Raw genomic sequence first — 24019 nt, 5'->3', positions numbered from 1 at the left:
CGGCGGCGGCGTGGCGGGGCGCGTGAGCCGGGCGGCGGCGACGGCTTCCGGGCGCGGCCTGCCGGGAGGCACCCGCGCCTCCCAGGCGGAAACCATAGCGGGCAGGCCGACGAACAGCAAGAGCCAGAGCAGCCACATCGAACGATGCGGCTGGCTGGTGGGGTTTGCGTCGGTCATGCCCGTTCCGGCTCTTGCCTGTGTCCGGTCTTATTCGGGCAGGAAGTCGGGCACCGACAGATAGCGTTCGCCGGTGTCATAGTTGAAGCCCAGAACGCGGCTGCCCGCCGGGAGTTCCGGCAGCTTCTGATGGATGGCGGCCAGCGTCGCGCCGGAGGAGATGCCGACCAGCACGCCTTCCTCCCGCGCGGCGCGGCGGGCGAATTCCTTGGCGTCGGCCGGATCGACCTGGATCACGCCGTCCAGCAACTGGGTGTGGAGGTTGGCGGGGATGAAGCCCGCGCCGATCCCCTGAATCGGGTGAGGACCGGGCTGGCCGCCGCTGATGACATGGGACAGGGTCGGTTCGACCGCATAGACCTTCAGATGGGGCCAGAGCTGCTTGAGCACCTGCGCGACGCCGGTGATGTGGCCGCCGGTGCCGACGCCGGTAATCAGCGCGTCAAGCGGCGAGTCGGCAAAGTCCGTGGCGATTTCCTGCGCCGTGGTGCGGACATGCACGTCGATATTGGCGGGGTTCTCGAACTGTTGCGGCATCCAGGAACCGGGGGTCTGCTCGACCAGTTCCAGCGCACGCTCGATCGCGCCCTTCATGCCCTTTTCGCGCGGCGTCAGGTCGAAGCTGGCGCCATAGGCCAGCATCAGCCGGCGGCGTTCCAGGCTCATGCTCTCGGGCATGACCAGGATCAGCCTGTAGCCCTTGACCGCCGCGACCATGGCCAGGCCGACGCCGGTATTGCCGGATGTCGGTTCGATGATGGTGCCGCCGGGCTTGAGATCGCCCGACGCCTCCGCCGCCTCGATCATCGACAGGGCGATTCGGTCCTTGATCGACCCGCCGGGGTTGGACCGTTCGGACTTGATCCACACCTCTGCATCACCGAACAGCCGGTTGACGCGGATATGCGGCGTGTTGCCGATGGTTTCCAAGATACTGGATGCCTTCATTGCACTTTCTCCTGCGTGGGCTCGGCCGCCCTTGTTTCGGGTGGGTCGAAGGTACGGGCAAGGCGGAGTTCTGGAAAGAGCTTCGCCCAGATAAGGGTTATCACGATGGCGCCGATCCCGCCGCCGATCACCGCCGCGACCGGCCCGACCAGCGCGGCGAGGAAGCCGGACTCCGCCTCGCCCAGTTCGTTGGAGGCGGAAATGGTGAGCTGCGACAGGCTGGATACGCGGCCGCGCATCTCGTCGGGGGTGTGAAGCTGGATCAGCGACTGGCGGACATAGACGGACACCATGTCGGCCGATCCCAGCAGGATCAGCGCGCCGATGCCGACTTCCGGCGCGATGGCGCGGGGCAGGAAGGCGGTCGAGCCGAAGACGATCGTGGCGATGCCGAAGAGGATGACGGCGCCCAGCATCTTGAGTCCGACTTCCGTCTTCATCGGCCGGAAGGAGAAGAAAAGGGCGGTGACCCCCGCGCCGATGCCGGGGGAAGCGGCGAGATGGCCGAGGCCGGCCGAACCCACATGCAATATGTCGCGGGCATAGACCGGCAGCAGCGCCGTCGCGCCCGCCAGCAGCACCGCGAACAGGTCGAGCGTGATGGTCGCCAGAACCAGCCGGTTGGTGCGGACATAGGTGAGGCCGTCGATCATCTGGCGCACCGGGTGCCGGCTGGTGTCGCGCGGCGGCTGAGGCACCGGGCCGATCAGCATCATGCAGAGCAGGGCGACCGTAAACAGGCCCGACGCCAGTGCGTAGGCCCCCCAGGGCTGCATCGCATAGGCATAGCCGCCCAGCGCCGGGCCCGCGATCATGCCCGCCTGCCACACGACGCTGGAAATGGCGATGGCGTTGGGCAGCAGTTCGCGCGGGACCAGATTGGGGGCGAGCGCGCTATAGGCCGGGCCATTGAATGCACGCGCGACGCCGACCAGGGCGGCGATGCCGAAGATCAGCGGCAGGCTGACCCAGCCCTCATAGGTGGCGAAGGCGAGGACGGCCGACGCCAGCACCAGCAGCAGCAGGGTGAAACGGGTGATCAGGCGCCGGTCGAAATGGTCGGCCACCCATCCCGTCACGGGCGTCAGGAAGAAGAGGGGCAGGAACTGCGCCAGCCCGATCAGGCCGAGCTGGGCCGAGGCGGCGGCGGTGCTCATCGTTTCGCGGGCGACATTATAGGCCTGCCAGCCCAATATGATCATCATGCTATATTGCGCCAGAACCGTCGCCAGCCGCCCCAGCAGATAGGCCCGGAAATTGCCGAAGCGCAGGGGATGGGCGGGAACCGGGGGGCTAAGCATGCGCCCTCCTTAGCGCCTGCACAATGATCCTCGCAACCGCGGCGGTAGAGAAAAGGCGCAGCAATATTTGGGGCGGTGATGGTCTGGCTTTAGAGGAGATCGGGCCTGTTCCCCATGCGCTTGGGCATGGCGGCTTTCGGCTGGGCAGGCTTTCCGTGTCGGTGGGGGCGAACCCTATCGATCCGGCTGCAACAGGATGCCGCTTACCGATCCATTGCGCACCGAGCAGACGAAGGGCACCGACCGCCGGCCGTCGAACGGACCGACTTCGCCTTCCACTTCCCAACCGGTGGACATGGTGCTGGCGGCGATCCGTCCCAGGACCTTCGCGCCCGGTCCTGCCTCTTCCCGCGCCTTGGCCGCGCAGGCATTGCGGGCTGCCGTGGCGGTCTGGATCGGGCCGTAGCCGGGCGACACATAGGGTTGACGCTTGGCATCGCGTTCGGCCTGACGGTCGCGGGCGATGTCGCTGGCGATGGCGGCGTCCGTGGCGCGGCGCAGGTCGCGATAATCCTGCGCATGGGTGGGCAGGGCAGGCGCCAGACCCAGGGTGCAGATGGCCAGGGTGAAGATGATCCTCTTTCGCATGGCATGTCTCCCCTCTTATTTGAACAGGCTGCCCAATATGCCGCGCACCAGTTGCCCCGCAATGCCGCCGGACCTGCGGCTGGACCCGCCGAAGACCGCCCGGCCGATTTCATTGGCGACCTGACGCCCGACGGACGAGGCGGCGGAGCGGGTCGCGGACTGGATCGCCTTGTCGAAGGAGGAGGGCCTCGCGGCTTCGCGGGCGGCGGCGGCTTCCTGCCGCGCCTGTTCCTTTAGCTGGGCCTCGCGCTGCTTGGCCTCTATTTTGGCCTGGGCGGCGGCCGCCTTGTCCGCTTCGGCCTGCGCCTTGGCGGCCTGCGCGGCGGCGGCGGCGGCCTGACCCCGGGCGGCGAGGATTTCCTCGGCCGACTCCCGATCGACGGTCGCGTCATATTTGCCCGCGCAGGGGGATATGGACTGGATGATCGCCCGTTCCCTGGCATCAAGCGGGCCCAGGCGCGACCGGGGCGGGGCGATCAACGTGCGCTGGACGATGCCGGGCGAGCCGTCCTCCTGCAGCAGCGACACCAGCGCCTCGCCCACCTTGAGTTCGGTGATCGCGGTTTCGACGTTCAGGTCCGGATTGACGCGGAAGGTTTCCGCCGCCGCCTTGATCGCCTTCTGGTCGCGGGGGGTGAAGGCGCGCAGGGCGTGCTGGACCCGATTGCCAAGCTGGCCCGCCACATCTTCCGGAATGTCGATCGGGTTCTGCGTCACGAAATAGACGCCGACGCCCTTGGAACGGATCAGTCGCACCACCTGTTCGATCTTGTCGGTCAGCGCCTTGGGCGCATCGTCGAAGAGGAGATGCGCCTCGTCGAAGAAGAAGACGAGGACCGGCTTGTCCGGGTCGCCCACCTCGGGCAGCGTCTCGAACAGTTCGGAGAGCAGCCAGAGCAGGAAGGTGGCGTAGAGCTTGGGGCTCTGCATCAGCCTGTCGGCGGCGAGGACGTTCACATAGCCGCGCCCCTTCTCATCGACCTTCAGCATGTCGTGAATGTCGAGCGCGGGTTCCCCGAAGAAATGGTCGCCGCCCTGGCTTTCGAGCTGGAGCAACTGCCGCTGGATCGCGCCGACGCTGGCCTTGGTCACATTGCCGTAGCGCGCGGACAGGCTGTCGGCATTTTCCGCGCAATAAGCCAGCATCGCCTGCAGGTCGCCCAGGTCGAGCAGCAGCAGCCCTTCCTCATCGGCATATTTGAAGGCGATGGAGAGCACGCCCTCCTGCGTTTCGTTGAGGTCCATCAGCCGGGAGAGCAGCAGCGGCCCCATCTCGCTGACGGTGGTGCGGACGGGATGGCCCTGCTCGCCATACAAGTCCCAGAAGATGGCGGGATTGTCGGCATAGCTGTAATTGTCGAGGCCGATCTCCCTGGCCCGCGCCACCAGCTTGTCCGCATTTTTGGCGGTGGGGGAGCCGGCCATGGCAATGCCCGCCAGGTCGCCCTTCACATCGGCGAGGAAGACGGGCACGCCCAGCGCGGAGAAGCTTTCGGCTATGCCCTGGAGCGTCACGGTCTTGCCCGTACCGGTCGCGCCGGCGATCAGGCCATGGCGATTGGCCCGGCGCAGGTTCAGCGTCTGGGGGATGCCGCCGTCCTTGTCGGGCGCGCCAAGGCCGATGAAAATGCCGTCGCTCATCTCGCGTCATTCTCCCAAAAAGGTGACGGGCCGCGCCCACCGGAGTCTGCCGACGCCTTTGTAGAGGCGAGGCAGGGCTTCCGGCAAGCGCGACCCGTAACGATCGGCTGGTTTTCAGCTCTGGGCCTGTCGTGCGGCGCGCGCGCTTATTTGTCGCGCAGCCGCACCGGCAGGAACACGGCGGGCTGGCCGCGCCGCAGCACCTGGAGCAGGATCGCGCTGCGGCCCTGCGCCGACACCGCCTTCACCTGCGCGTCGAGGTCCGCCTGGGTCGCGACGGGCCGGTTGTTCGCGGTGATGATGACGTCGCCGCGGCGCAGGCCCTTGGCGCCTGCATCGGTCGAGCCGTCGACGGCGGTGATCACGATACCCCGCGTATCGGCGGCGATGCCGAGCTGGCGGATGATGGTCGAGGTCAGCGGAATGGCCGAAATGCCCAGCGATTGCTGGCTGGCCTGGCCATTATTGGAGGGGTTCTCCTGCTGCTGGCTGAAATCCTCATCCTGGCTCTGGGCGAAGGCGTTGAGTTCGTCTTCGGACGGGCGTTCGCCCACGACGGCCGTCACCGTCTGTCGCTGCCCATTGCGCAGCAGCACGATCGGCACGCGTCCGCCGATCGGCTGGTTGGCGACGATGGACGAGAGATTCTGGTCCGGCGTCACTTCCTGGCCGGCGACGCTGACGATCACGTCGCCCGCCTTGATCCCGGCCTTGTCGGCGCCCTTGCCGGGCTCCACGCCCTGCACGAATTCGCCGCGATTCTTGGCGAGGCCAAGGGAATCGGCCAGATCCTCGCCCAGCGGGCTGATCTGGATGCCCAGATAGCCGCGCTTGACGGCCTGGCCCTTGCGCAGCGTGTCGACGATGGGCGCCGCCTGTTCCGACGGGATGGCGAAGCCGATGCCGACATTGCCGCCCGAGGGCGAAAGGATCTGGCTGTTGATGCCGATCACATTGCCGCGCATGTCGAACATCGGGCCGCCGCTATTGCCCTGGTTGATCGAGGCGTCGGTCTGGATGAACTTGTCGTAGGTGCCGCCGGTGCCGCGATGCACGGCGGAAATGATGCCGGCCGTCACCGTGCCGGACAGGGCGAAGGGATTGCCGATGGCGATCACCCAGTCGCCCACGCGCGCCTTGGTGCTGTCCCCGAACTTCACGAAGGGCAGGGCTTTCCTCGGCTCGATCTTGAGCACGGCGATGTCGGTGGCGGGATCGCGGCCCACCAGCTTGGCGGGATATTCCTCGCTATTGGTCAGCGTGACGGTGATGGAATCGACGCTGGCCCCTTCCGCGCCGGCGGACACCACATGGTTGTTGGTGACGATATAGCCGTCGGCGGAGATGATGAAGCCCGACCCCAGCGATTGCGCCTGACGGGTCTGCGGCCTTCCGCCCGGAGCGCCGAACAGGTCGCCAAAGGGCGTGCCGGCGAAGGGATTCTGCACCTGCACGCGCTGCTTGGTGGAAATGTTGACCACGGCCGGTTGCAGCTTCTCGACCATGTCGGCCAGGCTTGCCGGGGCGCCGGCGGGGGCGGCGGCCTGCATGCCTTCATTCTGCGCGACCTGCGCGCCGACATTGGAACTGGTCGTGACGGCGATGGCCGTGCCGCCGAGCAGCAGGGCGCCGGTAATGGCATAAGCGTAACGCACTCGTGACGGTCCTCTCATGAACTTGCGAAGGAAAGGCGGGACTCTGCGATGAGCGGGATGCGCCGTCTTGCCTTAACCCTCATTGAATGACGCTGGTTCCGTAATGAAATCAACGCCCCTGGAACTGCTTCAGGAAATCATTGTCGCGGGAGAGGACCATGGTGGTCGACCCCTGCCGGTCCGGAGCGAAAGTATAGCGATAGGCCTGCATGGCGCGATAGAAATCGTAGAACTGGGCGTCCTTGCCGAAGCTTTCCGAATAGATGCGGGCGGCGTTGGCGTCCGCCTCCGCGCGGATGATCTGCGCCTGCTTGGCGCCCTGAGCGCGGATGGTGAGCGCTTCCTGTTCCCGCGCCGTGCGCATGCGGGTGAAGGCGCTTTCCAGCGGCGCGCCGTCGGGCAGGTCGGCCCGCTTGATCCGCACATCGACGATCTGCGCGCCATATTGCCGGGCGACGCGGTTCAGGCCCGCCTCGATATTGTCCATCACTTGGCCCCGCTCGGGGGAGAGCAGCGCCGCGAAGGGCCGCTTGCCCAGTTCGTTGCGCAGCGCGGAGCCCAATATCGGGCGCAGGGCGTCCGACACCCGCTCCTCGCTGCCCGCCGCGATATACATGCGCAGCGGATCGACGATGCGGTAACGGGCGAAGGCGTCGACCTGAAGCCGGAGCTGGTCGGTGGACAGCACCTGCTGCCGCTCCATCTCCACCGACAGGACGCGCTTGTCGATCCAGACGATCTGGTCGATGAACGGCCAGCGCAGGATGATCCCCGCGCCCGTCTTGCCGAAATCCTCGTTGGGGCGATAGCGGTTGATGATCTTCTTGGGATCGCCGAAGCGCACGATCACACCCTGCTTGGTTTCAGGCACGATGGCGATGGTGCTGCCGATCAGCAGCAGCGCGGCGATGGCCAGCAGCGCCAGCGCGACGGGATGGCGGACGAGGTTCTGCATCACTGGCCCTCCACGGTCGCGCTGCCCTGCGCGGTGCCGCCCTGCGCCCGGCGTTTGAGTTCGGGAAGGGGCAGATAGGGCGTGACATTGCCGCTTTCGACGATGGTCTTGTCGACGTTCGACAGGACACCCTCCATGGTTTCATAATACATGCGGCGGCGGGTGACGTCGGGCGCGAGCCTGTACTGCTCATAGACCTTGTCGAAGGCGGCGGCTTCGCCCTGCGCCTTGGCGGTCACCTGCTGCGCGGCGGCGCGGGCTTCGTTGAGATAGGTCTGGGCCGTCTGCTGCGCCGCGGACACCGCCTTGAACGCATCGTTGACGGCGGTCGGCGGATCGGCCTGCTTGATGGCGACGCCCTGCACGCGGATGCCCGAGCGGTAGCCGTCCAATATCTCCTGCATCCGTTGTTCGACCTGCTGCTCGATCTCCGTGCGGCCGGCGCCCAGCGCATCCTCCAGGCTGACGCTGGCGACGACGGAGCGCATCGCGCTTTCGGCGACTTCGCGCACCGATGAGTCAGGGTCGGAAAGCTGGAACAGGTAGAGTTCCGGGCTGCGGATGTTCCAGCGCACGGAATAGGCGAGGTCGATGATGTTCTGGTCGCCGGTCAGGACCAGATTCTCGCTCTCCGCCCGCGTCGAGCCGATGTCGATGGTGCGGATTTCCTCGACGTCGACGGTCGTCACATTTTCCAGCGGGGCAGGCAGCGTCAGGCTGATGCCGGGGGAGAGGGTGCGGCTGTATTTGCCCAGCAGGGTGACGACGCCGCGTTCCTGCGGGCCGACGCGGTGGAAGCAGGTCAGGACCAGCCACAGCACCACCAATATGCCGATGGCGGCCGGCCACAGCGCCTTGCCGGATGGGCGGGGCGGCAGATTGCCGAAGCCGCCACCCCCCTGGCCAAAGCTTTCCTTGCTGCGGCGGAGCAGTTCCTCGATCGCGGAAGGGCCCTTGGCGCCGGGGCGTCCCGGCTGGGTCCACGGGTTGCGCGGCCCGTCGCTGCCCTTGCCTTCGCCGCCCTTGCCCTGGCCGTCATTGCCGTCCGGACCGTCGCTCTTGCCGCCCCACGGACCCTGGGCCATGGCGCTCGCTATGCCCGGCATCCACCCGAAAAATCTCTTCATGCCTTCTCTATAGGTAGGCTCTCCGGCGAAAAACAGTGCCCTTCGCAACGATTATTGTTTCGAATGATGTCGATGGCCAAGAAAAACGGCGGCCTGCCGGTTTCGCCGGACGGGGAAAGTCCCTAGATGGCCTGCCATGACCCAGCTTGAAGATTTCGCCGCTCGCCTCAAAACGCTGACCGACGGCCGCGCCAGCGCGCCGCGCCTCAAGGACGGGGTGATGTCGCTGGTGCTGGACGTGGCGGGCCTGTCGTCCGATCAGCGCGACGCCGTGGCCGCCGCGATCCGGGAGGGCGCGCTGACCGTGCCCGGGGTCGAGGATGTGCGCATCGCCATGACGGCCGAGCGCAGGCCGCTGAAGATCGTCGCCGTCGCATCGGGCAAGGGCGGGGTGGGCAAATCCACGCTGTCGGCCAATCTCGCCGTCGCGCTGCAAAGGCTGGGGGTGAAGGTCGGGCTGGTCGACGCCGATATTTACGGCCCGTCGCAGGCGCGGCTGATGGCCAGCGAGGACAGGAAGCCGCAGGCGAAGGACAAGCAGCTCATCCCGGTGCAGAGCCCCTTTGGCGTTCCGATGCTTTCCATGGGCCATCTGGTCGAGCCGGGCAAGGCGCTCGCCTGGCGCGGGCCGATGGCGGGCAATGCGCTGGCCCAGCTGATCGAGGCGGATTGGGGCGATGCGGAGCTGCTGATCGTCGACATGCCGCCGGGCACGGGCGACGTGCAGCTGTCGATGGTGCAGAAGCACAAGCCGGCCGGCACCGTCATCGTCTCCACGCCGCAGGACCTGGCGCTGATCGACGCGGTACGCGCGGTGAGCCTGTTCGAGCAGACGCAGGTGCCGATGATCGGCCTGGTCGAGAATATGGCGGGCTATGCCTGCCCCCATTGCGGGGAAGTGTCGGACCCCTTCGGTCAGGGCGGCGCGGAAGCGGCCGCCGGGGAAATGGGGATGCCCTTCCTTGGCCGGATACCGCTCGCCATCGACATTCGCCGCCGGTCCGATGCGGGCGATCCTCCGGCGGCGGGGGACGACGCGCATGGTGTGGCTTTCCGCACGATTGCGGAGAAGGTCGTTGCGTGGCTGCGGGGTGGGCGCTGACGTCTTCACCCTGTTCCTTCTTTCGTCGTCCGGGCGATAGCCGGACCTTGTGAGACTACTCCATGCCCTATCGCCTGAGATCCCGGCTTCCGTGGGGATGAAGGGGTTGGAGGGAACGGCTTGCGCCTCTCCAGCGTCCTTCCCATGTCTCGCGAATATGGAGGACCCCTCATGCCGCTTACCGATGCGCAGGATATAGCCGATCTGTTGAACGAAACCCGCACCATAGCGCTGGTCGGCATCTCCGACCGGCCCGACCGGCCGAGCTATGGCGTGATGAAGACCCTTCAGGATCACGGCTATCGCGTGCTGCCCGTCAATCCGCAGATCGCGGGCGAGCATGTCCATGGCGAATTCGTCTGGGCCAGCCTGTCCGACATCGGCGTGCCGATCGACATGGTCGACATCTTCCGCCGCAGCGACGCCGCGGGGGAGGTAGTGGACAATGCCATAGCGGCAGGGGCCAAGGCGGTCTGGATGCAGTTGGCCGTGGTCGATGAGGCCGCGGCGGCACGGGCCGAGGCGGCCGGGCTCAAGGTGGTGATGGATCGCTGCCCCGCCATCGAGATACGCCGGCTCCAGCTCAGGCCCGTCGCCTGAACCTTCGGGCGCAATAGGGCTTTGCAGAGCTTCCAAGCCTCTCTATCAGCAATGGCATGGGGCGCGCACCGCGGAAGCAGGGTCAGCAGACGAAAAAGGGTTTGGACCGGCGCACCCTGCTGGTCGGCGGGGGCGCCACGGTGGGGCTGCTGCTGGCATGGGCCATATGGCCGCGCTCCTATCGCGCCAGTCTCAACACCGCGCCGGGCGAGACCGCGTTCAACGCTTTCCTGAAGATCGACCGGTCTGGCCAGGTCGTCGTCATCGTGCCCCAGACCGAGATGGGGCAGGGGGTCACGACCCTTCTGCCGCAGATACTGGCCGACGAACTGGGCGCGGACTGGCGGACCGTCGGCGTGCAGAGCGCGCCGATCGGGCCGCTCTACGCCAATATCCTGCTGGCGCGCGAATGGCTGGCCAATGACTGGAGCCGGCTGGCGGGCGAGGCGGGCGAATGGACCATCGATCAATATGCGACCCGCCGCGCCCTGATGCTGACGGGCGCGGGCACGTCGGTGCCGATGTTCCACCAGCCCTATCGGGAGGCGGGCGCGGCGGCGCGGGTGCTGCTGTGCAAGGCGGCGGCGGCGCGCTGGGACGTCGCCTGGGAAAGCTGCGACATCCAGAACGGCATCATTTCCGACGGCGGGCAGCGCCGGTTGAAGCTGGGCGAGGTGGTGGAGGATGCCGCGACCTTCGACCTGCCCGAGATATTGCCCTTCCGCCAGGCGGAGGTGGACCGGCTGGCGGGGCAGGAGCTTCCCCGGCTGGACACCCCGTCCAAGATCGACGGCAGCCATAATTTCGCCGCCGACATCCGCCTGCCCGACATGGTCTTCGCCTCCATCCGGCAGGGGCCGATCGGGGATGCCGTGCTGAAAAGCGTCAACGAGGGCGCGGCGAAATCCGTCACCGGCTTCCTGAAGCTGGTGCGGCGGGACCGGTGGGTCGCGGCGGTCGCCAGCAACTGGTGGGCGGCGAACAAGGCGCTCGATCTGGCCGATCCGGTCTTTACGCTTTCCGGCAGGCCGGTGGACAGCGCCGGGATGGAGGCGGCGCTGGAGCAGGCCTTTTCCGGTTCCGGCGAACGGCTTTATGCGCAGGGCGATCTGCAGCCGCTGTTCGGGGATGCGACCATCCTTGCCAGCGAATATCGGGTGCGGCCGGGCCTGCATCTGGCGCTGGAGCCGATGTGCGCCACCGCCCGGATCGGCGAGGACAGCGCGGAAATATGGATGGCGACGCAGGCGCCCGGCCTGGCCCGCGCCGCCATCGCCCGCGCGCTGGGGCTGTCGGCGGAAGCGGTGACGCTCTACCCGCTGCACGCCGGCGGAGGCTATGGCCGCCGCATGGATTTCGAGGCCGGCGTGCAGGCCGCGCTCCTCTCCCGCGAGATGGGGCGGCCGGTGCAACTGCTCTGGTCGCGGCTGGAGGATGTGATCCAGGACAGGCCCGGCGCCCCCGCCCATGCGCGCATGGCGGGCAAGCTGGGCCGCAACGGCGCGATCGAAGGCTGGTCCGCGAAGGTCGCCGCCCCCTGCGCCCTGACCCAGACATGGGCGCGCATCGCCCATGGCAAGCTGCCGCACGAGGCCGGCGCCGATGCGTCAGGCACGTCCACCCGGCTGGCGGTGGCGGGCATGGAGCTGCCCTATGCGGTGCCCAACTGGGCGGTTGATCACTTCCCCGCCGATGTCGGCCTGCCGCTGGGGTTCGCACGTGGCAACGCGCATCTGCACGGCGCCTTCTTCACCGAAAGTTTCATGGACGAGTTGGCGCATCAGGCGCAGATGGAGGCGATGTCCTTTCGTATCCAGATGCTGGGCGGCAATCCCCGGCTAGCGCATTGCCTGACCACCGTCGGCGCCATGGGCGGCTGGCAGGGCGGCATAGAAGGAAGCGGGCAGGGACTGGCGGCGCATGTGATGAACGGCGCCTTCATCGCCGTCATGGTGGAGGCGGGCATGGCGGAGGGCAAGTTGCAGGTCTCACGGATCGTCGCCGCGGTGGACGGCGGGGATCAGGTCAATCCGGACATTGCCCGGCAGCAGGTCGAAAGCGGCCTGATCCATGGGCTGGCATTCGCCATGGGGGCATCCGTCCCCTATGCGAAGGGCATGCCGACGCGGGCGATGCTGGGCCGCATGGGCCTGCCGCGGCTGGGCGATGTCGGGGAAGTGACGGTCGAACTGATCCGTAGCACCGCGCCTCCCGCCGGGCTGACAGACCTGGGCGCGCCGCTGGTGGCGCCCGCCGTCGCCAATGCGCTGTTCACCACGGCGGGGCGGCGTTTCCGCACCCTGCCCCTGCTGATGGAAGGGTGAAATTCTTGGGCAAGATCGGCCTTCTCATCATCAATCTGGGCACGCCCGACGGTCCCGACCCGGCATCGGTGCGGCGCTATCTGGCCGAATTCCTTTCCGACCGGCGCGTCGTGGAAATTCCGCAACTGCTGTGGCAGCCGATCCTGCGCGGCCCGATCCTGCTCACCCGTCCGAAGAAATCCGCCCATGCCTATCGGCAGGTGTGGATGAAGGAGGGATCGCCGCTCGCCGTCTATACGCGCGACGCCGCCCGCGGGCTTCAGGAGCGGATGGGCGCTGGCGTTATGGTCGATTGGGCGATGCGCTATGGCAATCCGGCGATCGGCGCGCGGCTGGAGGCGATGGTCGCCGCAGGGTGCGACCGCATCCTGCTGGCTCCGCTCTATCCCCAATATTGCGCGGCGACGACGGCCACCGCGCTCGATGCCGCCTATGCGGCGCTGGCGAAGATGCGGGCGCAGCCGGCGATCCGCACGCTGCCGCCCTATCATGCCGATCCCGCCTATATCGAGGCGCTGCGCGCATCGACCCAGGCGCAGCTCGCCACGCTGGATTTCGCGCCGGACCTGCTGATCGCCAGTTTCCACGGCATGCCGGAGCGAACGCGGCAATTGGGCGATCCCTATCGCGACCAGTGCGTCGAAAGCGCAAGGCTGCTGGGCGAGGCGCTGGGGCGGGAGGTCCGGGTCACTTTCCAATCGCGTTTCGGCCCCGCGAAATGGCTGGGCCCGGCAACCGATGCGGTGCTGCGGCAGCTCCCTTCGGAAAATGTCCGGAATGTTGCCGTCCTGACCCCCGGCTTCTCGGCGGATTGCCTGGAAACCCTAGAGGAAATCGCCATTCGCGGCAAAGAGGATTTTATCGCTTCCGGTGGCAATAATTTTGTCCATTTGAGTTGTTTGAACGCCTCCCCGGACGCTATGAATCTGTACGAGACTCTGGCCCGTCGCGAACTGGCCGGCTGGTTGGAGAGGTAAGTTTCGTCCCGTCAATATTCTTTGAGGAGAGCCACTATGAGCAAGGTTGCAGTCGTCACGGGCGGAACGCGTGGAATTGGCGAGGCGATCAGCCTGGCGCTCAAGGAGATGGGGTTCACGGTCGCCGCCAACTATGCCGGCAACGACGCCAAGGCGCAGGCCTTTTCGGACAAGACGGGCATAGCGTCCTTCAAATGGGACGTGGGCGATCACCAGGCCTGTCTGGACGGTTGCGCGCAGGTGGCCGAGGCGCTGGGGCCGATCGACGTCGTCGTCAACAATGCGGGCATCACCCGCGACGGCGTGCTGGCGAAAATGAGCTTCGACGACTGGAACGAGGTGATGCGCATCAATCTGGGCGGTTGCTTCAACATGGCCAAGGCGACCTTCGGCGGGATGCGGGAGCGCGGCTGGGGCCGTTTCGTCAATATCGGATCGATCAACGGGCAGGCGGGCCAATATGGCCAGGTCAACTATGCGGCCGCCAAGTCCGGCATCCATGGCTTCACCAAGGCGCTGGCGCAGGAAGGCGCGAAATATGGCGTCACCGTCAATGCGATCGCGCCGGGCTATATCGACACCGACATGGTCGCGGCGGTGCCGCAGGCGGTGCTGGAAAAGATCGTCGCCAAGATCCCGGTCGGCCGTCTGGGCCATGCCGATGAGATCGCCCGCGGCGTCGCCTTCTTCTGCAGCGAGGAGGCGGGCTTCGTGACCGGCAGCACGCTGTCGATCAACGGCGGCCAGCATATGTACTGATGGAAGGCGAGGGGCCTTCCATTGACGCTTCGGCGCCGGCGGCATCGCCCTTCGCTCCGCCCGTCAAGCGCAGCGTGACGATTGCGGGCCATCAGACCGCGATCAGCCTGGAACCGATATTCTGGCAAGCCCTGCGCGCGGCCGCCCTGCGGGAGGGTTTGCCCGTCAACGCCTTGATCGCGCGCATTGATGTCGCGCGCATGGCGGCGGCCGATCCGCCCAATCTGGCGAGCGCGATAAGATGCTGGCTTTTCAACGATAATATACAATCATAAAATAATAATTACTCGCAATAGCGTTGACTCTGCGAACAAGTCGCAATAGCAGACCCCTCAAGGTTCAAGAAAGGGGTTCTGTTTCCATGTCCAAAGCACTGTCACGACCGTCCTTCCTGGCGCTGAGTTGCGTCGGCGCAATCGCCTTTGCCTCGTCCGCGCAGGCGCAGGCGCAGGATGCTGCGCAGGGCGCCAAGCTTGGCGGGATGACGGTCACCGACACGGCGATCGACGAATCGCCGATCAAGGTCGAAAAGGCAGAATCGCCCAAATATACCCGGCCGCTGCTCGATACGCCGCAGACCATCACGGTGATCGGCAAGGAAACCATCCAGCAGCAGAACCTGCTGACGCTGCGCGACGTGCTGTCGACCGTTCCCGGCATCACCTTCGGCGCGGGCGAGGGCGGCTTCGGCTATGGCGACCGCATCATCCTGCGCGGGCAGGACGCGAAGAACGACGTCACGGTCGACGGCGTGCGTTCCGGCGCGTTCCTGAACCGCAACGAAGTCTATAATATCGAGCAGGTCGAAGTCACCAACGGCGCCAATTCGGTCATGAACGGCGGCGGTTCGGTCGCTGGCACGATCAACCTGGTGACGAAGCGTCCGCTGGCCGAGGACAAGACGATCCTGAACGCCGGGATCGGCACGGACAATTATTATCGGGCGACCATCGACGCGAACAAGCGCGTCAACGACCTGATCGCCGTGCGCCTCAACGCCGTCTATCACCGCAACGATGTGCCGGGCCGCGATGTCGAGGATTATGAGCGCTGGGGCGTGGCGCCCGCGATCACCATCGGCATCGACAGCCCCACCAGTCTGACGCTGCAGGGCGAATATCTGGATGACAGGGCGATGCCGCAATATGGCATCCGCTACTTCCCGGCGCTGGGGGGCATCGTCGACCAGTTCGACCGGTCGGGCTATTACGGCTTCGCCAATCTCGACCGCCAGGACAGCAAGACCAAGTCGCTGCAGGCGATCTTCAGCCATGCCTTCAGCGATACGGTCAAGGTCCGCAACCTGACGCGGTACGAACATATCCGCCAGGATACGGTGACCAGCCAGCCGAACGGCGTCTTCTGCCTCGACAACGGAACGGCGGGCGGCTTCAATCCGGACACCGGCGGCGCATGCACCCAGCGCATCGGCACGACCGCCGCCGGCGAAACGCTCACCATTCCGGTCGGCTATTATCTGCCGATCGGCGGCCGCGGCAACCAGCGCTTCATCACCAATGAAACCGCCTATAACCAGATCGACCTCAGCGCCGATTTCGACACCGGCGGCATCGGCCATACGCTGGTCGTCGGCGGTTCGGCCCTGTGGGAGCGCTACGACCAGTTGCAGGGCAGCCTGGGCCGCAGCGCCAACGGCTTCGATCCCTATGCCGCGCCTTTCACCGCGCCTGCCACCGGCGCCGGCGCCGCCAATCCGGCCTATAATGCCGCCGCCAGCCTTGGTTTCTACCTGCCGCTGGTGAATATCGCCGATCCGTCGTCCGGCATCGTCGGCCCTGCGGCCACCACCGGCCTGGCCCGCGTCTATGGCAGCAACAATTATGTCGGGCCGGTCAACTTCATCCTGGGCACGCATAATGTCGGGGAACAGACCAGCTATGCCGCCTATCTGTTCGATACGATGAAGTTCACCGACTGGTTCGAGATCAACGGCGGCGTCCGCTATGAGAAGGTCAAGGGCTTCAACCGCACCTTCACCTACAACACGACGGGCGGTTCGGCGCAGCTTGGCCAGATCAGCACGGTCGGCACTCGGCTGGAGGTGGACGACAATCTCTTTTCCTTCCGCATCGGCGCGGTCGTGAAGCCGACGCCGGACACCAGCCTTTATGTCGCTTTCGGCAACTCCAAGCTGCCGTCCAAATCGTCGGTCGACGGAAGCTGCACCGCGGACAATGCCGCGGGCGGCAGCGGCACCTGCAATGTCAGGCCGGAAACCACGAAGAATTACGAGATCGGCGCCAAGGCCGACCTGTTCGACAAGCAGTTGCTGCTGACCCTGGCGCTGTTCCGCAACGACCGCAACCAGATCAAGGTGGTGTCGGGCGATCCGTTGCTGCGCGATCAGGCGACGGATGGCCGCCAGCGGGTGGAGGGCGTGTCCTTCGGCGCGTCGGGCAACATCACCAGCAACTGGACGATTTCCGCCAACTACATGTACCTCAAGAGCAAGATCAAGCAGGGCGTTTCCGACTATTGCCTCGCTCATCCGGGCGCGACGGACCCGGCCGCCGGCACATGCGCCAACAGCACGACCTTCCTTGATCCGACGGCTGGTTACGCGCTGACCAATACCCCGAAGCATTCGGGCAGTCTGTTCACGACCTACCGCTTCGGCTTCGGCCTGGAACTGGGCTATGGCCTGACCTATCAGGGCAGCTTCCTGCTGAACCAGCCGTCGCTCGCCCAACTGGTCGCCAACAGCTATGTCGGCTACCGGGTGCCAAGCTACACGATCCACCGTTTTATGGCCTCCTACCCGATCACGGAGAATCTGAAGGCGCAGGTGAATGTGCAGAACTTCACCAATGAGAAATATGTGACGACGGTGCGCAACAACATCAATAACAGCTGGGCGCAGCCTGCCCCGACCCGGTCGGCGGTGTTCAGCCTCAACTATATGTTCTGACCGATCCCTATCCCCCGGCGCTCGTCCCTTGCCGGGGGAAACGGGCGGGTGGCGATGCACTCCTATCCTCCTCGGGTCGCCACCCGTCTGGTCCCATGGTAAAGATGCGATTGAGTAGCATTAGGATTCGCGTTATGGACCGGTTTCGCCGGCAGGGCGGCAAAGGGGATCTGGCATGCTTCGCGTAGCAGATGGATATGTTGAAGAGGCGGCGGATGACGCGATCGTCCCATCCCCCGCCGTTCCGCTCTCCGTCCCCAGCGCACCCGTTCGATTCGAGACTGCTCCCGCCCGCTACGGCGCGCGGCGTGGGCCGAACGTTCCAGCCATTCTTGTCATCGTCCTGCTTCATGCCGTCCTTATCGCTGCGCTGGTCCAGGTCCGGCATCATGTGCAGCGCGTGCGGGAGGCGCGCCTGTCGGTCGTGAACCTCATGCCACCGCCTCCTCCGCCTCCATCCGCGGAGGCCCCGCCACCCCCGCCGCAGACCAAGATCGTCGCGCCGCCGCCACTGGTGAAAGTGCCCCTGCCGCCGGCGCCGGCCGTGGCGACCACGCCCGAGATCGTGCCGCCTGCGCCGCCTGCTCCTCCCGTCGCGCTTTCCTCACCCCCCGCGCCGCCCGCCGCATCCATGGGATCGAGCCTGGTCCAGGGCGGCGACCTGGGCGCGCAGATGATCGCCGGCAAGCCGCCCCGCTATCCGGTGGAGAGCCGTCGCAGGCGCGAACAGGGGACCGTCGTTCTGGCTCTGACGCTGGGTCTGGATGGCGCGGTGGAGAACCTCTCCATCGCGCAGAGCAGCGGTTTTCCCCGGCTCGACAATGCGGCGCGCGACGCGGTGCGCGGCTGGCGCTGGAAACCCGTGATGCGCGATGGCCAGGCCGTCCGGGTCAAGGGCGTGGTCGAAATTCCCTTCGTCCTGCGCGGCGGGGCGGAGTGACTGCAATGGGCCGCTTCCGCTTCATCCGTGCCTGTCCAGGTTCATCGGCATGCTGACCGTCATCCCCGAACTGCTGGATGGCCAGGCCGTCGCCCGGGTCCGCGCGCTGATCGACGCGGCGCAGTGGGTCGACGGCAATGTCACCTCCGGCCACCAGTCCGCGCTCGCCAAGCGCAACCTGCAACTGCCGGAGGATTGCGGCGAGGCGAAGCAGGCAGGGCAGATCGTGCTGGATGCTCTGGGCCGCTCGCCCCTGTTCATTGCCGCCGCGTTGCCGCTCAAGGTCTTCCCGCCGCTGTTCAACAGCTATGCGGGCGGTCAGGCCTTCGGCACCCATGTGGACAATGCAGTGCGGATGCAGGCCGGCACCGGCTTTCGCGTGCGCTCGGACCTGTCGATCACCGTCTTCCTGGAGGAGCCCGGCAGCTATGACGGCGGCGAACTGACGGTCGAGACCAATTTCGGCGTGCAGCAGGTGAAGCTGCCGGCCGGCCATGCGGTGCTCTATCCGTCATCGTCGCTGCATCGGGTGGAACCGGTGACGCGGGGGCGTCGGGTGGCCAGCTTCTTCTGGCTACAATCCATGGTGCGGGACGATGCCGCGCGGCAGATGCTCTTCGATCTCGACAGCAGCGTTCAGGCGCTGGCGGGCGAACTGGGCCATGACAATGCGCAGGTCATCCGGTTGACCGGCGTGTATCACAATCTGCTGCGGCGATGGGCCGACGCGTGATCTGGTGGGATGTTGGGCAATGGCGGACGTCAATGCTTCCCCTCCCCTTCAGGGGAGGGGACTGAGAGGTGGGGGCGTGCCCCACGGGAAAAGTTGACCTGTAAAGGCACGCCCCCACCCCAACCCCTCCCCTTAAGGGGAGGGGCTTAATGGCAAGAAACCACCCAACCCGTCTTTCACTCCCGCCCGGCGCGGATTGCCGCGCCGCCGGCAAAAGGGGTGATCGCGACCAGCAGCAGGGACGCTGCGCCCAGGAACTTGAGCGCTGCGCCGCTTCCGTCCCCCAGCGTCCCGGCGCCGAAGATCAGCAGCGGCACGGCGAGCGGCAGGGCCAGCAGTCCGGCGAGCGCCCCGCTGGAGCGCAGGCCTGCCGTCAGCGTCGCCACCAGCAGCCCCAGCGCCGCAAGGGCGGGCGTGCCGATCAGCAATCCGGCTTCCAGCAAGCCTATGGTCGCCCCGTCCAGCTTCAACAGTGCGGCGGCGGGCAGGGTGGCGATCATCAGCGCCGGGCCGAAGCCCAGCCAATGGGCGATCAGCCGGGCGAGCACGACCGTCTCCTCCCCGATCCCGCGCAGGGCTATCTGATCGAGAACGCCCGCATCCCGATCCGGCGCCACCAGCCGGTCCACGGGCAAAAGACTGGCCAGCAACGCCGCGATCCACAGCATGCCGCCGCCGCTCCGCTGCAGCAGCGCCGCGTCCGGCCCCACGGCAAAGGGATAGAGGCTGGCCACCAGCAACAGGAAGGCGACCGGCAGCCACAGCCCGGCGGATTGCCAGGACTGCCGCAAATCCCGCGCCGCGAGCGTCAGGAGGATGGTCATGCCTCCTCCTCCGCCCATGCATGGTCCTGCATCGCCACAATCACCGGCGTCGCCAGCGGCAGCGGCTGGTGCGACGCCGCCACGACGATCCCGCCCTTGGCCAGATGCCCCGCAACCGCCTTTCCGAGCAGGTCCAGTGCCGCTTCGTCCAGCCCGTTGCCCGGCTCGTCCAGCAGCCAGATCGGCGCGCCGCTGGCGATCACCCGAGCCAGCGCAGCCCGCTTGCGCTGCCCGGTCGACAGCATGCGCACCGGCACCTGGCGGAGGGGCTCCAGCGCCATTGCCGCCATCGCCGCGTCCAGCGCGTCCGACGCCGCTGCATCCAGCCGCGTCCAGAAACGGAGCGCCGCTTCGAGCGGTTGCTCCATGTCCAGCGCCAGCCGCTCGTCCGCCAGCGCGATCCGGCCATGGCGATCGACCGTCCCCGCCGTTGCCCGCAGCAGCCCGGCGCAAATCCGCATCAGGCTGGACTTGCCGATGCCGTTCGGCCCCTTCAGCAAGGCGCTGCCGCCCGGCTCCATCGCCAGGTCGACGCCGCGGAACAGCAGCCGCCCGCCGCGCGCGCAGGCGACGCCCGACAGGTGCAATCCCGCCCGGCTCATAGAGTGACCATGTCCTCCAGCACATGCATGTCGAGGTCGGACAGGCCGAAATGATGGCCGATCTCATGCACGACGACATGGGTGATCAGCATGTCGAGCGGCACGCCGGTTTCCACCCATTCGTCCAGCAGCGGGCGGCGGAAAAGATGGACCGTCGGCGGCAGGTCTCCGCTCTGCGCCGCTTCCCCGACGGGCCGGCCGGTGTAAAGGCCGGTCAGGCCGAAGGGATCGTCGATCTCCATTTCCTTGAGCACCTGCGGATCGGCAAATTCCTCGACAAACAGCACGACATTCGACAGGTGCGAACGAAACGGTTCCGGCAGGCGCGACAGGGCCGCCAGCGCCAGGCTTTCTATATCCTCGCGCGTCGGCGCAAATCGGGGCTGTTGACCGGCATCGTCCATGGGAGAGACATAAAGCATGTTCCGAATCGTCTGCAAACCGCCGACGCTTGGGAAAATGAGTTAACGCCGCCAGGAATCGGCCGGGCAAGGGACGGGAAAGACAGATGATCGCGAAACTGGATGGGGAGGAACGCGCGCTGGCGCTGAGGAATCTGCCGGAATGGGCGCCGGTGCAGGATCCGGACGGCATCCGCCGCCTTTTCACCTTCAAGGATTTCAACGCCGCCTTCGGCTTCATGACGCAGGTGGCGCTGCTTGCGGAAAAGGCGGATCATCATCCCGAATGGTCGAATGTCTACAACCGCGTCGACATCCTGCTCACCACCCATGATGCCGGCGGCCTGTCGCGCCGGGACATCGAACTCGCCGCCCAGATCGACGCCCTTTCATAAGGCCCTATTGCGACGCATTTCCTTCGATCCGGTCATCATAGCCGCTGAGCGCCGAGATGACCGCCGGGACATGGGCATAGCGGTGGCGCAGCAGCGCCAGCCGCGCATCGGTGCCGGTGCAGAGCGCCGCGATATTGTCCTGCAAATAGGCCAGCCGCTCCGGATCATAGGCTTCCTCGCCCCGGAAATGGTCGCAACTGTCGCGGTCGACCATGTAGCGCGTCACCTCATCGGGAAAGGGCTGGATGTCGGCCGCGCCGTCCGATGGCGGCAGGTCGGGGACATAGGGGGGCGGCGGGATGTTGACCACCGAAGGCTTCATCGGCAGCAGCCGCAATGGCACGGCGCTCGTCGGGCCGGCGTCCGCCTGCCGTCCGGCGCCTTTTCCGTCAGGGCGCGAAGGCGCGGCAGCGAGGGCGGAAGATGCGGGAAGCGTCTCCGCCGCCTCTTCCCGGCGCAAAGGCATGTCGGGTAGCGCGAGGGAACCGAGGGCGTCACGCGGCTCGCCGGGCCGTTCCCCCGCCTTTGCGCTCGTCTGTCCATCGGAGCCAGGAGAACAACCGGCGACCAGTGCCAGCACCAGCATCGGAAACAGCGTCTTGCCTGCGTTCACCCGATCTCCTCTCTCAAGCTGGCGATCAGGTCGGCGGCATGGTCCAGCCGCTCCTCCTCTTCATCCAGAATCGCCATGAAAGCGGTTCGCCTATATTGATGCACCGCTTCCTGGGAAAGACGGCTTGCCGCGGGACATGCAGAAATCACGATGTCCAGCAGCCGCTCCACCCCATGAAGCCGCCCCCACAGATAGTCGTTCTCCCGATAGGCGCGGCTGAAGAAAGCGCCGAAATTATTGAATTCTACGCCTTTCAGCGTCGCTTCCGCCCCGCCGGAGCGGATCGCGCTGCAATCCTCCGGCGAGATGCGGTCGACCTTGACCGGATCATATTCGTCCATCCCATGCCCTTGCAGCAGCGGCAGGGTGGCGATGTCGTAGAAGGGGAAGCCGAGATAGGCGAGCAGCATGGTCCGACGCGCCGCCCTGGGCAGCGCCGCCAGGGCATCGGCCAGCATCATGTCCGCCGCTTCGTCCCGTTCGCGAAGGCCGCGTAGCTGCGCCACCGCCTCCAGCGCTGCGCCGGGATCATTGGGGACTTCGCGCGCCGCCGCCTTGATTTCCCCATTGTAGAAGTCGGCGCCCTCGCATTCGGTATAGTGCGACAGGGCGGCGTAGATGGCGTCGTGCATCTTCTGGATGACGGCGTCGTCCGCGGCGCCCTCCACCTCCAGCGTTTCGGCCAGACGCCGGGCGAGGAAGCGCAGGCGGCGAATGCGGAAGGGCAGGTCATGCTGGCGAAAGAAGCCGACCGGGGCGGATGCGGGTCCGACATCCTCCGTCAACTGGTCCGCGCCGATCGACCTGACATGGCCCCATAGCGCCTGGCGGTAGCTTTCGCGCATCAGCGGGCTTTCCTCCCCGCTCAGGTGGAACAGCAGGTGGGCCAGGTCCTCGACGATGCCGGACAGCTTGAGGTGGCCGTAAGCGGGGAAGGCGAAGCCGGCGGAACTGGCGGCCCGTTGCTGGGCCTTGCTGCGCCAGGCGGACAGCCGCGCCGGCGTCGGTCGATCCAGGAACAGCATGCCGCCGATGGCGCTTTCGACCTCCGCCTCTATGCCGGGCCGCAGAGCGGTCAAGATGCGCGCCATGCGCCGGATGCGGGCGCTGTGCCGGTCTATGGCGTCCAGATTGTCGCGGATCGGCTGTTCGCGGGGAATGTCGCTGAGCGCGCCGAAAATGGTGCGGAAGAAGCCCGGCAGCGGCGCATCCTCGCCCGATGAGGCTTCCTCCGCCTCGCCGTGGCGGTTGAGCTGGATCGAGCGATGGCCGGGCTTGGGATCGATATAGACGAAGCGCCGGTCGACCTCCCGCCGGGAGGGGCGGTTCCTGAGCGCGCCGATGGCCTGGGCGAACGGGGCGTTGGCCAGCACCGAGCCGTCGATCAGCACCGCGTCCTCGGCGCGTCCGCGCGCCGCATGGCGGGGAAGGGCGCGCGCCAGAAAGCCGTCCCGCGTCGGCCAGGCGCGATGGCGGCGTTTCAGCACCCGGTCCAGCTCGCGCACGGTGAAGGGCGGAAAGGCGCCGGGAAAGCTGGCCGTGGCGCGGGCGGCGAAGACCAGTTCGGCGGGATCGGCAAGGTTGCGCTGTCCATGTCCGCGGGCGCGAAAGCCGATGGACAGCCGATGTTCCGTTTCCACCACCTGTGGGGGGCTGTTGAGGTTCAGGCTCTGCGGATGCCCTTCGAAATCCGTGACGGTGACGAACAGGTCCAGCGGATGGCCGGGCGGCAGCAGCGCCGGGCCGCGCCCGGTCGCCTCCATCGCGTCGAAGGCGTCCAGGATCATGGCCGTGAAGATTTCCCCGCCGAAGGGAGGCTCGAACCAGCGGGAGCGGATGAAGTGCGACAGCTTGTGCCGAACCTCCTCCCGCGTATCGGGGGCGACGGTGCGCTCGACCGTGTCTCCCGGATGCCGCGCCGCCATCCACACAAGCGGCGTCGCCCAGAATTTGGTGATCCGCCGGGCGGGGCGGGCATCGGGATCGAGCAGCTTTTCGACATCGGCATTGTCGAGCCACATATCGGTCAGCGGGTCCAGCGACTGGCCAGTCTCTATCGCCTGCGCCAGGAAGATGCCGTTGATGCCGCCGGCGCTGGCCCCTGCGATGATGTCGGGCATCACCCGCAATTTGACGCCGCAGGCCGTTTCCAGATCCTCCAGCAGCTTGCGATAGACCGCCTCGCTGCTGTTGCCGGACGGCACGCCGTCATGGAACGCCCGGCTGGCCCGGGCCAGATGCCAGATCTCCTTGGTGATGCCGTGCATGTAGACGGCCAGGCTGATCCCACCATAGCAGACCAGTGCGAGCCTGAGTTCCCGCTCTTTCATGGGGTTGAGAGTTGCAGAGCAAGGGGGGCTTGTCGAGGGGGCGCAGATGGACAGGCGCGTTTGCGCAAAGGGTTCGGTGCTCCCGCCCTCGCAGGAAC

General features: G+C 66.6%; 22 protein-coding genes. 10 read left to right on the top strand and 12 right to left on the bottom strand.

The features are described 5' to 3' along the window. Positions 1-207 precede the first annotated feature (207 nt). From cysK to hflK, 7 genes are all read right to left on the bottom strand, one after another. Positions 208-1125: a cysteine synthase A gene (gene cysK, locus A8G00_RS04965; RefSeq protein WP_044661642.1), complete on the bottom strand. Its 918-nt coding sequence runs from the start codon at positions 1123-1125 to the stop codon at positions 208-210. After that, on the bottom strand, positions 1122-2426 hold the full coding sequence (locus A8G00_RS04960) for an MFS transporter (RefSeq protein WP_044661643.1): 1305 nt from the start codon (positions 2424-2426) through the stop codon (positions 1122-1124). Before A8G00_RS04960 ends, cysK begins: the two co-directional genes overlap by 4 nt. 174 nt (positions 2427-2600) lie before the next feature. Continuing rightward, positions 2601-3014: a hypothetical protein gene (locus tag A8G00_RS04955; protein ID WP_103000211.1), complete on the bottom strand. Its 414-nt coding sequence runs from the start codon at positions 3012-3014 to the stop codon at positions 2601-2603. Between the two features lie 15 nt (positions 3015-3029). Further along, entirely contained in the window at positions 3030-4655 is a 1626-nt protein-coding gene (locus tag A8G00_RS04950) for a helicase HerA-like domain-containing protein (RefSeq protein ID WP_103000210.1), read from the bottom strand. 146 nt (positions 4656-4801) lie between these two features. Next, the gene (locus A8G00_RS04945; protein ID WP_025548759.1) at positions 4802-6310 is read right to left on the bottom strand and encodes a Do family serine endopeptidase; all 1509 of its coding nucleotides are present in this window, start codon (positions 6308-6310) and stop codon (positions 4802-4804) included. A 109-nt stretch (positions 6311-6419) separates the two neighbouring features. Beyond that, positions 6420-7265: a protease modulator HflC gene (hflC, locus tag A8G00_RS04940; protein ID WP_025548757.1), complete on the bottom strand. Its 846-nt coding sequence runs from the start codon at positions 7263-7265 to the stop codon at positions 6420-6422. Then, complete coding sequence (gene hflK / locus A8G00_RS04935; RefSeq protein WP_025548756.1) at positions 7265-8392, bottom strand: FtsH protease activity modulator HflK; 1128 nt, start codon at positions 8390-8392, stop codon at positions 7265-7267. Before hflK ends, hflC begins: the two co-directional genes overlap by 1 nt. Positions 8393-8528: 136 nt before the next feature. On the opposite strand from hflK, the gene A8G00_RS04930 reads away from it, so the two are divergent. The 9 genes from A8G00_RS04930 (at position 8529) to A8G00_RS04890 (ending at position 18756) form a co-directional block, all read left to right on the top strand. Next, on the top strand, positions 8529-9494 hold the full coding sequence (locus A8G00_RS04930) for an Mrp/NBP35 family ATP-binding protein (RefSeq protein ID WP_103000209.1): 966 nt from the start codon (positions 8529-8531) through the stop codon (positions 9492-9494). A gap of 171 nt (positions 9495-9665) precedes the next feature. Continuing rightward, positions 9666-10094 (top strand): CoA-binding protein, encoded by a 429-nt coding sequence (locus A8G00_RS04925; protein ID WP_103000208.1) that lies wholly within the window; start codon positions 9666-9668, stop codon positions 10092-10094. A 56-nt stretch (positions 10095-10150) separates the two neighbouring features. Then, complete coding sequence (locus A8G00_RS04920) at positions 10151-12418, top strand: molybdopterin cofactor-binding domain-containing protein (protein ID WP_103000207.1); 2268 nt, start codon at positions 10151-10153, stop codon at positions 12416-12418. 5 nt (positions 12419-12423) lie between these two features. Beyond that, a complete protein-coding gene (gene hemH / locus A8G00_RS04915) occupies positions 12424-13395 on the top strand; it encodes a ferrochelatase (protein WP_103000206.1) in 972 nt (323 codons plus the stop codon). 36 nt (positions 13396-13431) lie between these two features. Then, a complete protein-coding gene (gene phbB, locus A8G00_RS04910) occupies positions 13432-14154 on the top strand; it encodes an acetoacetyl-CoA reductase (RefSeq protein ID WP_025548750.1) in 723 nt (240 codons plus the stop codon). Then, a complete protein-coding gene (locus A8G00_RS04905) occupies positions 14154-14429 on the top strand; it encodes a ribbon-helix-helix domain-containing protein (RefSeq protein WP_025548748.1) in 276 nt (91 codons plus the stop codon). The genes phbB and A8G00_RS04905 overlap by 1 nt, the downstream gene beginning before the upstream one ends. An 86-nt stretch (positions 14430-14515) precedes the next feature. After that, the gene (locus A8G00_RS04900) at positions 14516-17083 is read left to right on the top strand and encodes a TonB-dependent siderophore receptor (RefSeq protein WP_103000205.1); all 2568 of its coding nucleotides are present in this window, start codon (positions 14516-14518) and stop codon (positions 17081-17083) included. Positions 17084-17258: 175 nt separating this feature from the next. Further along, positions 17259-18023, top strand: coding sequence for an energy transducer TonB (locus A8G00_RS04895; RefSeq protein WP_103000204.1), 765 nt, complete (start codon positions 17259-17261; stop codon positions 18021-18023). A gap of 49 nt (positions 18024-18072) precedes the next feature. After that, a complete protein-coding gene (locus A8G00_RS04890) occupies positions 18073-18756 on the top strand; it encodes a Fe2+-dependent dioxygenase (RefSeq protein ID WP_025548744.1) in 684 nt (227 codons plus the stop codon). A 176-nt stretch (positions 18757-18932) separates the two neighbouring features. On the opposite strand, the gene A8G00_RS04885 is transcribed toward A8G00_RS04890, so the two are convergent. Genes A8G00_RS04885 through A8G00_RS04875 form a run of 3 tightly spaced genes read right to left on the bottom strand, consistent with a single transcriptional unit; the run spans position 18933 to position 20604 of the window. Continuing rightward, on the bottom strand, positions 18933-19580 hold the full coding sequence (locus tag A8G00_RS04885; protein WP_048577144.1) for a heme exporter protein CcmB: 648 nt from the start codon (positions 19578-19580) through the stop codon (positions 18933-18935). Continuing rightward, positions 19577-20182, bottom strand: coding sequence for a heme ABC exporter ATP-binding protein CcmA (gene ccmA, locus A8G00_RS04880; RefSeq protein WP_103000203.1), 606 nt, complete (start codon positions 20180-20182; stop codon positions 19577-19579). Before ccmA ends, A8G00_RS04885 begins: the two co-directional genes overlap by 4 nt. After that, positions 20179-20604, bottom strand: a complete 426-nt coding sequence (locus A8G00_RS04875; protein ID WP_044663047.1) for a metallopeptidase family protein — start codon at positions 20602-20604, stop codon at positions 20179-20181. The genes ccmA and A8G00_RS04875 overlap by 4 nt, the downstream gene beginning before the upstream one ends. A gap of 86 nt (positions 20605-20690) precedes the next feature. On the opposite strand from A8G00_RS04875, the gene A8G00_RS04870 reads away from it, so the two are divergent. Next, positions 20691-20978 (top strand): 4a-hydroxytetrahydrobiopterin dehydratase, encoded by a 288-nt coding sequence (locus A8G00_RS04870; protein WP_048577142.1) that lies wholly within the window; start codon positions 20691-20693, stop codon positions 20976-20978. 4 nt (positions 20979-20982) lie between these two features. On the opposite strand, the gene A8G00_RS04865 is transcribed toward A8G00_RS04870, so the two are convergent. Next, the gene (locus A8G00_RS04865; protein ID WP_103000202.1) at positions 20983-21591 is read right to left on the bottom strand and encodes a hypothetical protein; all 609 of its coding nucleotides are present in this window, start codon (positions 21589-21591) and stop codon (positions 20983-20985) included. Then, positions 21588-23921 (bottom strand): patatin-like protein, encoded by a 2334-nt coding sequence (locus A8G00_RS04860; RefSeq protein ID WP_103000201.1) that lies wholly within the window; start codon positions 23919-23921, stop codon positions 21588-21590. The genes A8G00_RS04865 and A8G00_RS04860 overlap by 4 nt, the downstream gene beginning before the upstream one ends. Positions 23922-24019 lie beyond the last annotated feature (98 nt).

The sequence above is a fragment of the Sphingobium sp. SA916 genome (genome assembly GCF_002894065.1).
Classification (GTDB): Bacteria; Pseudomonadota; Alphaproteobacteria; order Sphingomonadales; family Sphingomonadaceae; genus Sphingobium; species Sphingobium fuliginis.
This window is presented reverse-complemented; position numbering and strand designations above follow the sequence as displayed.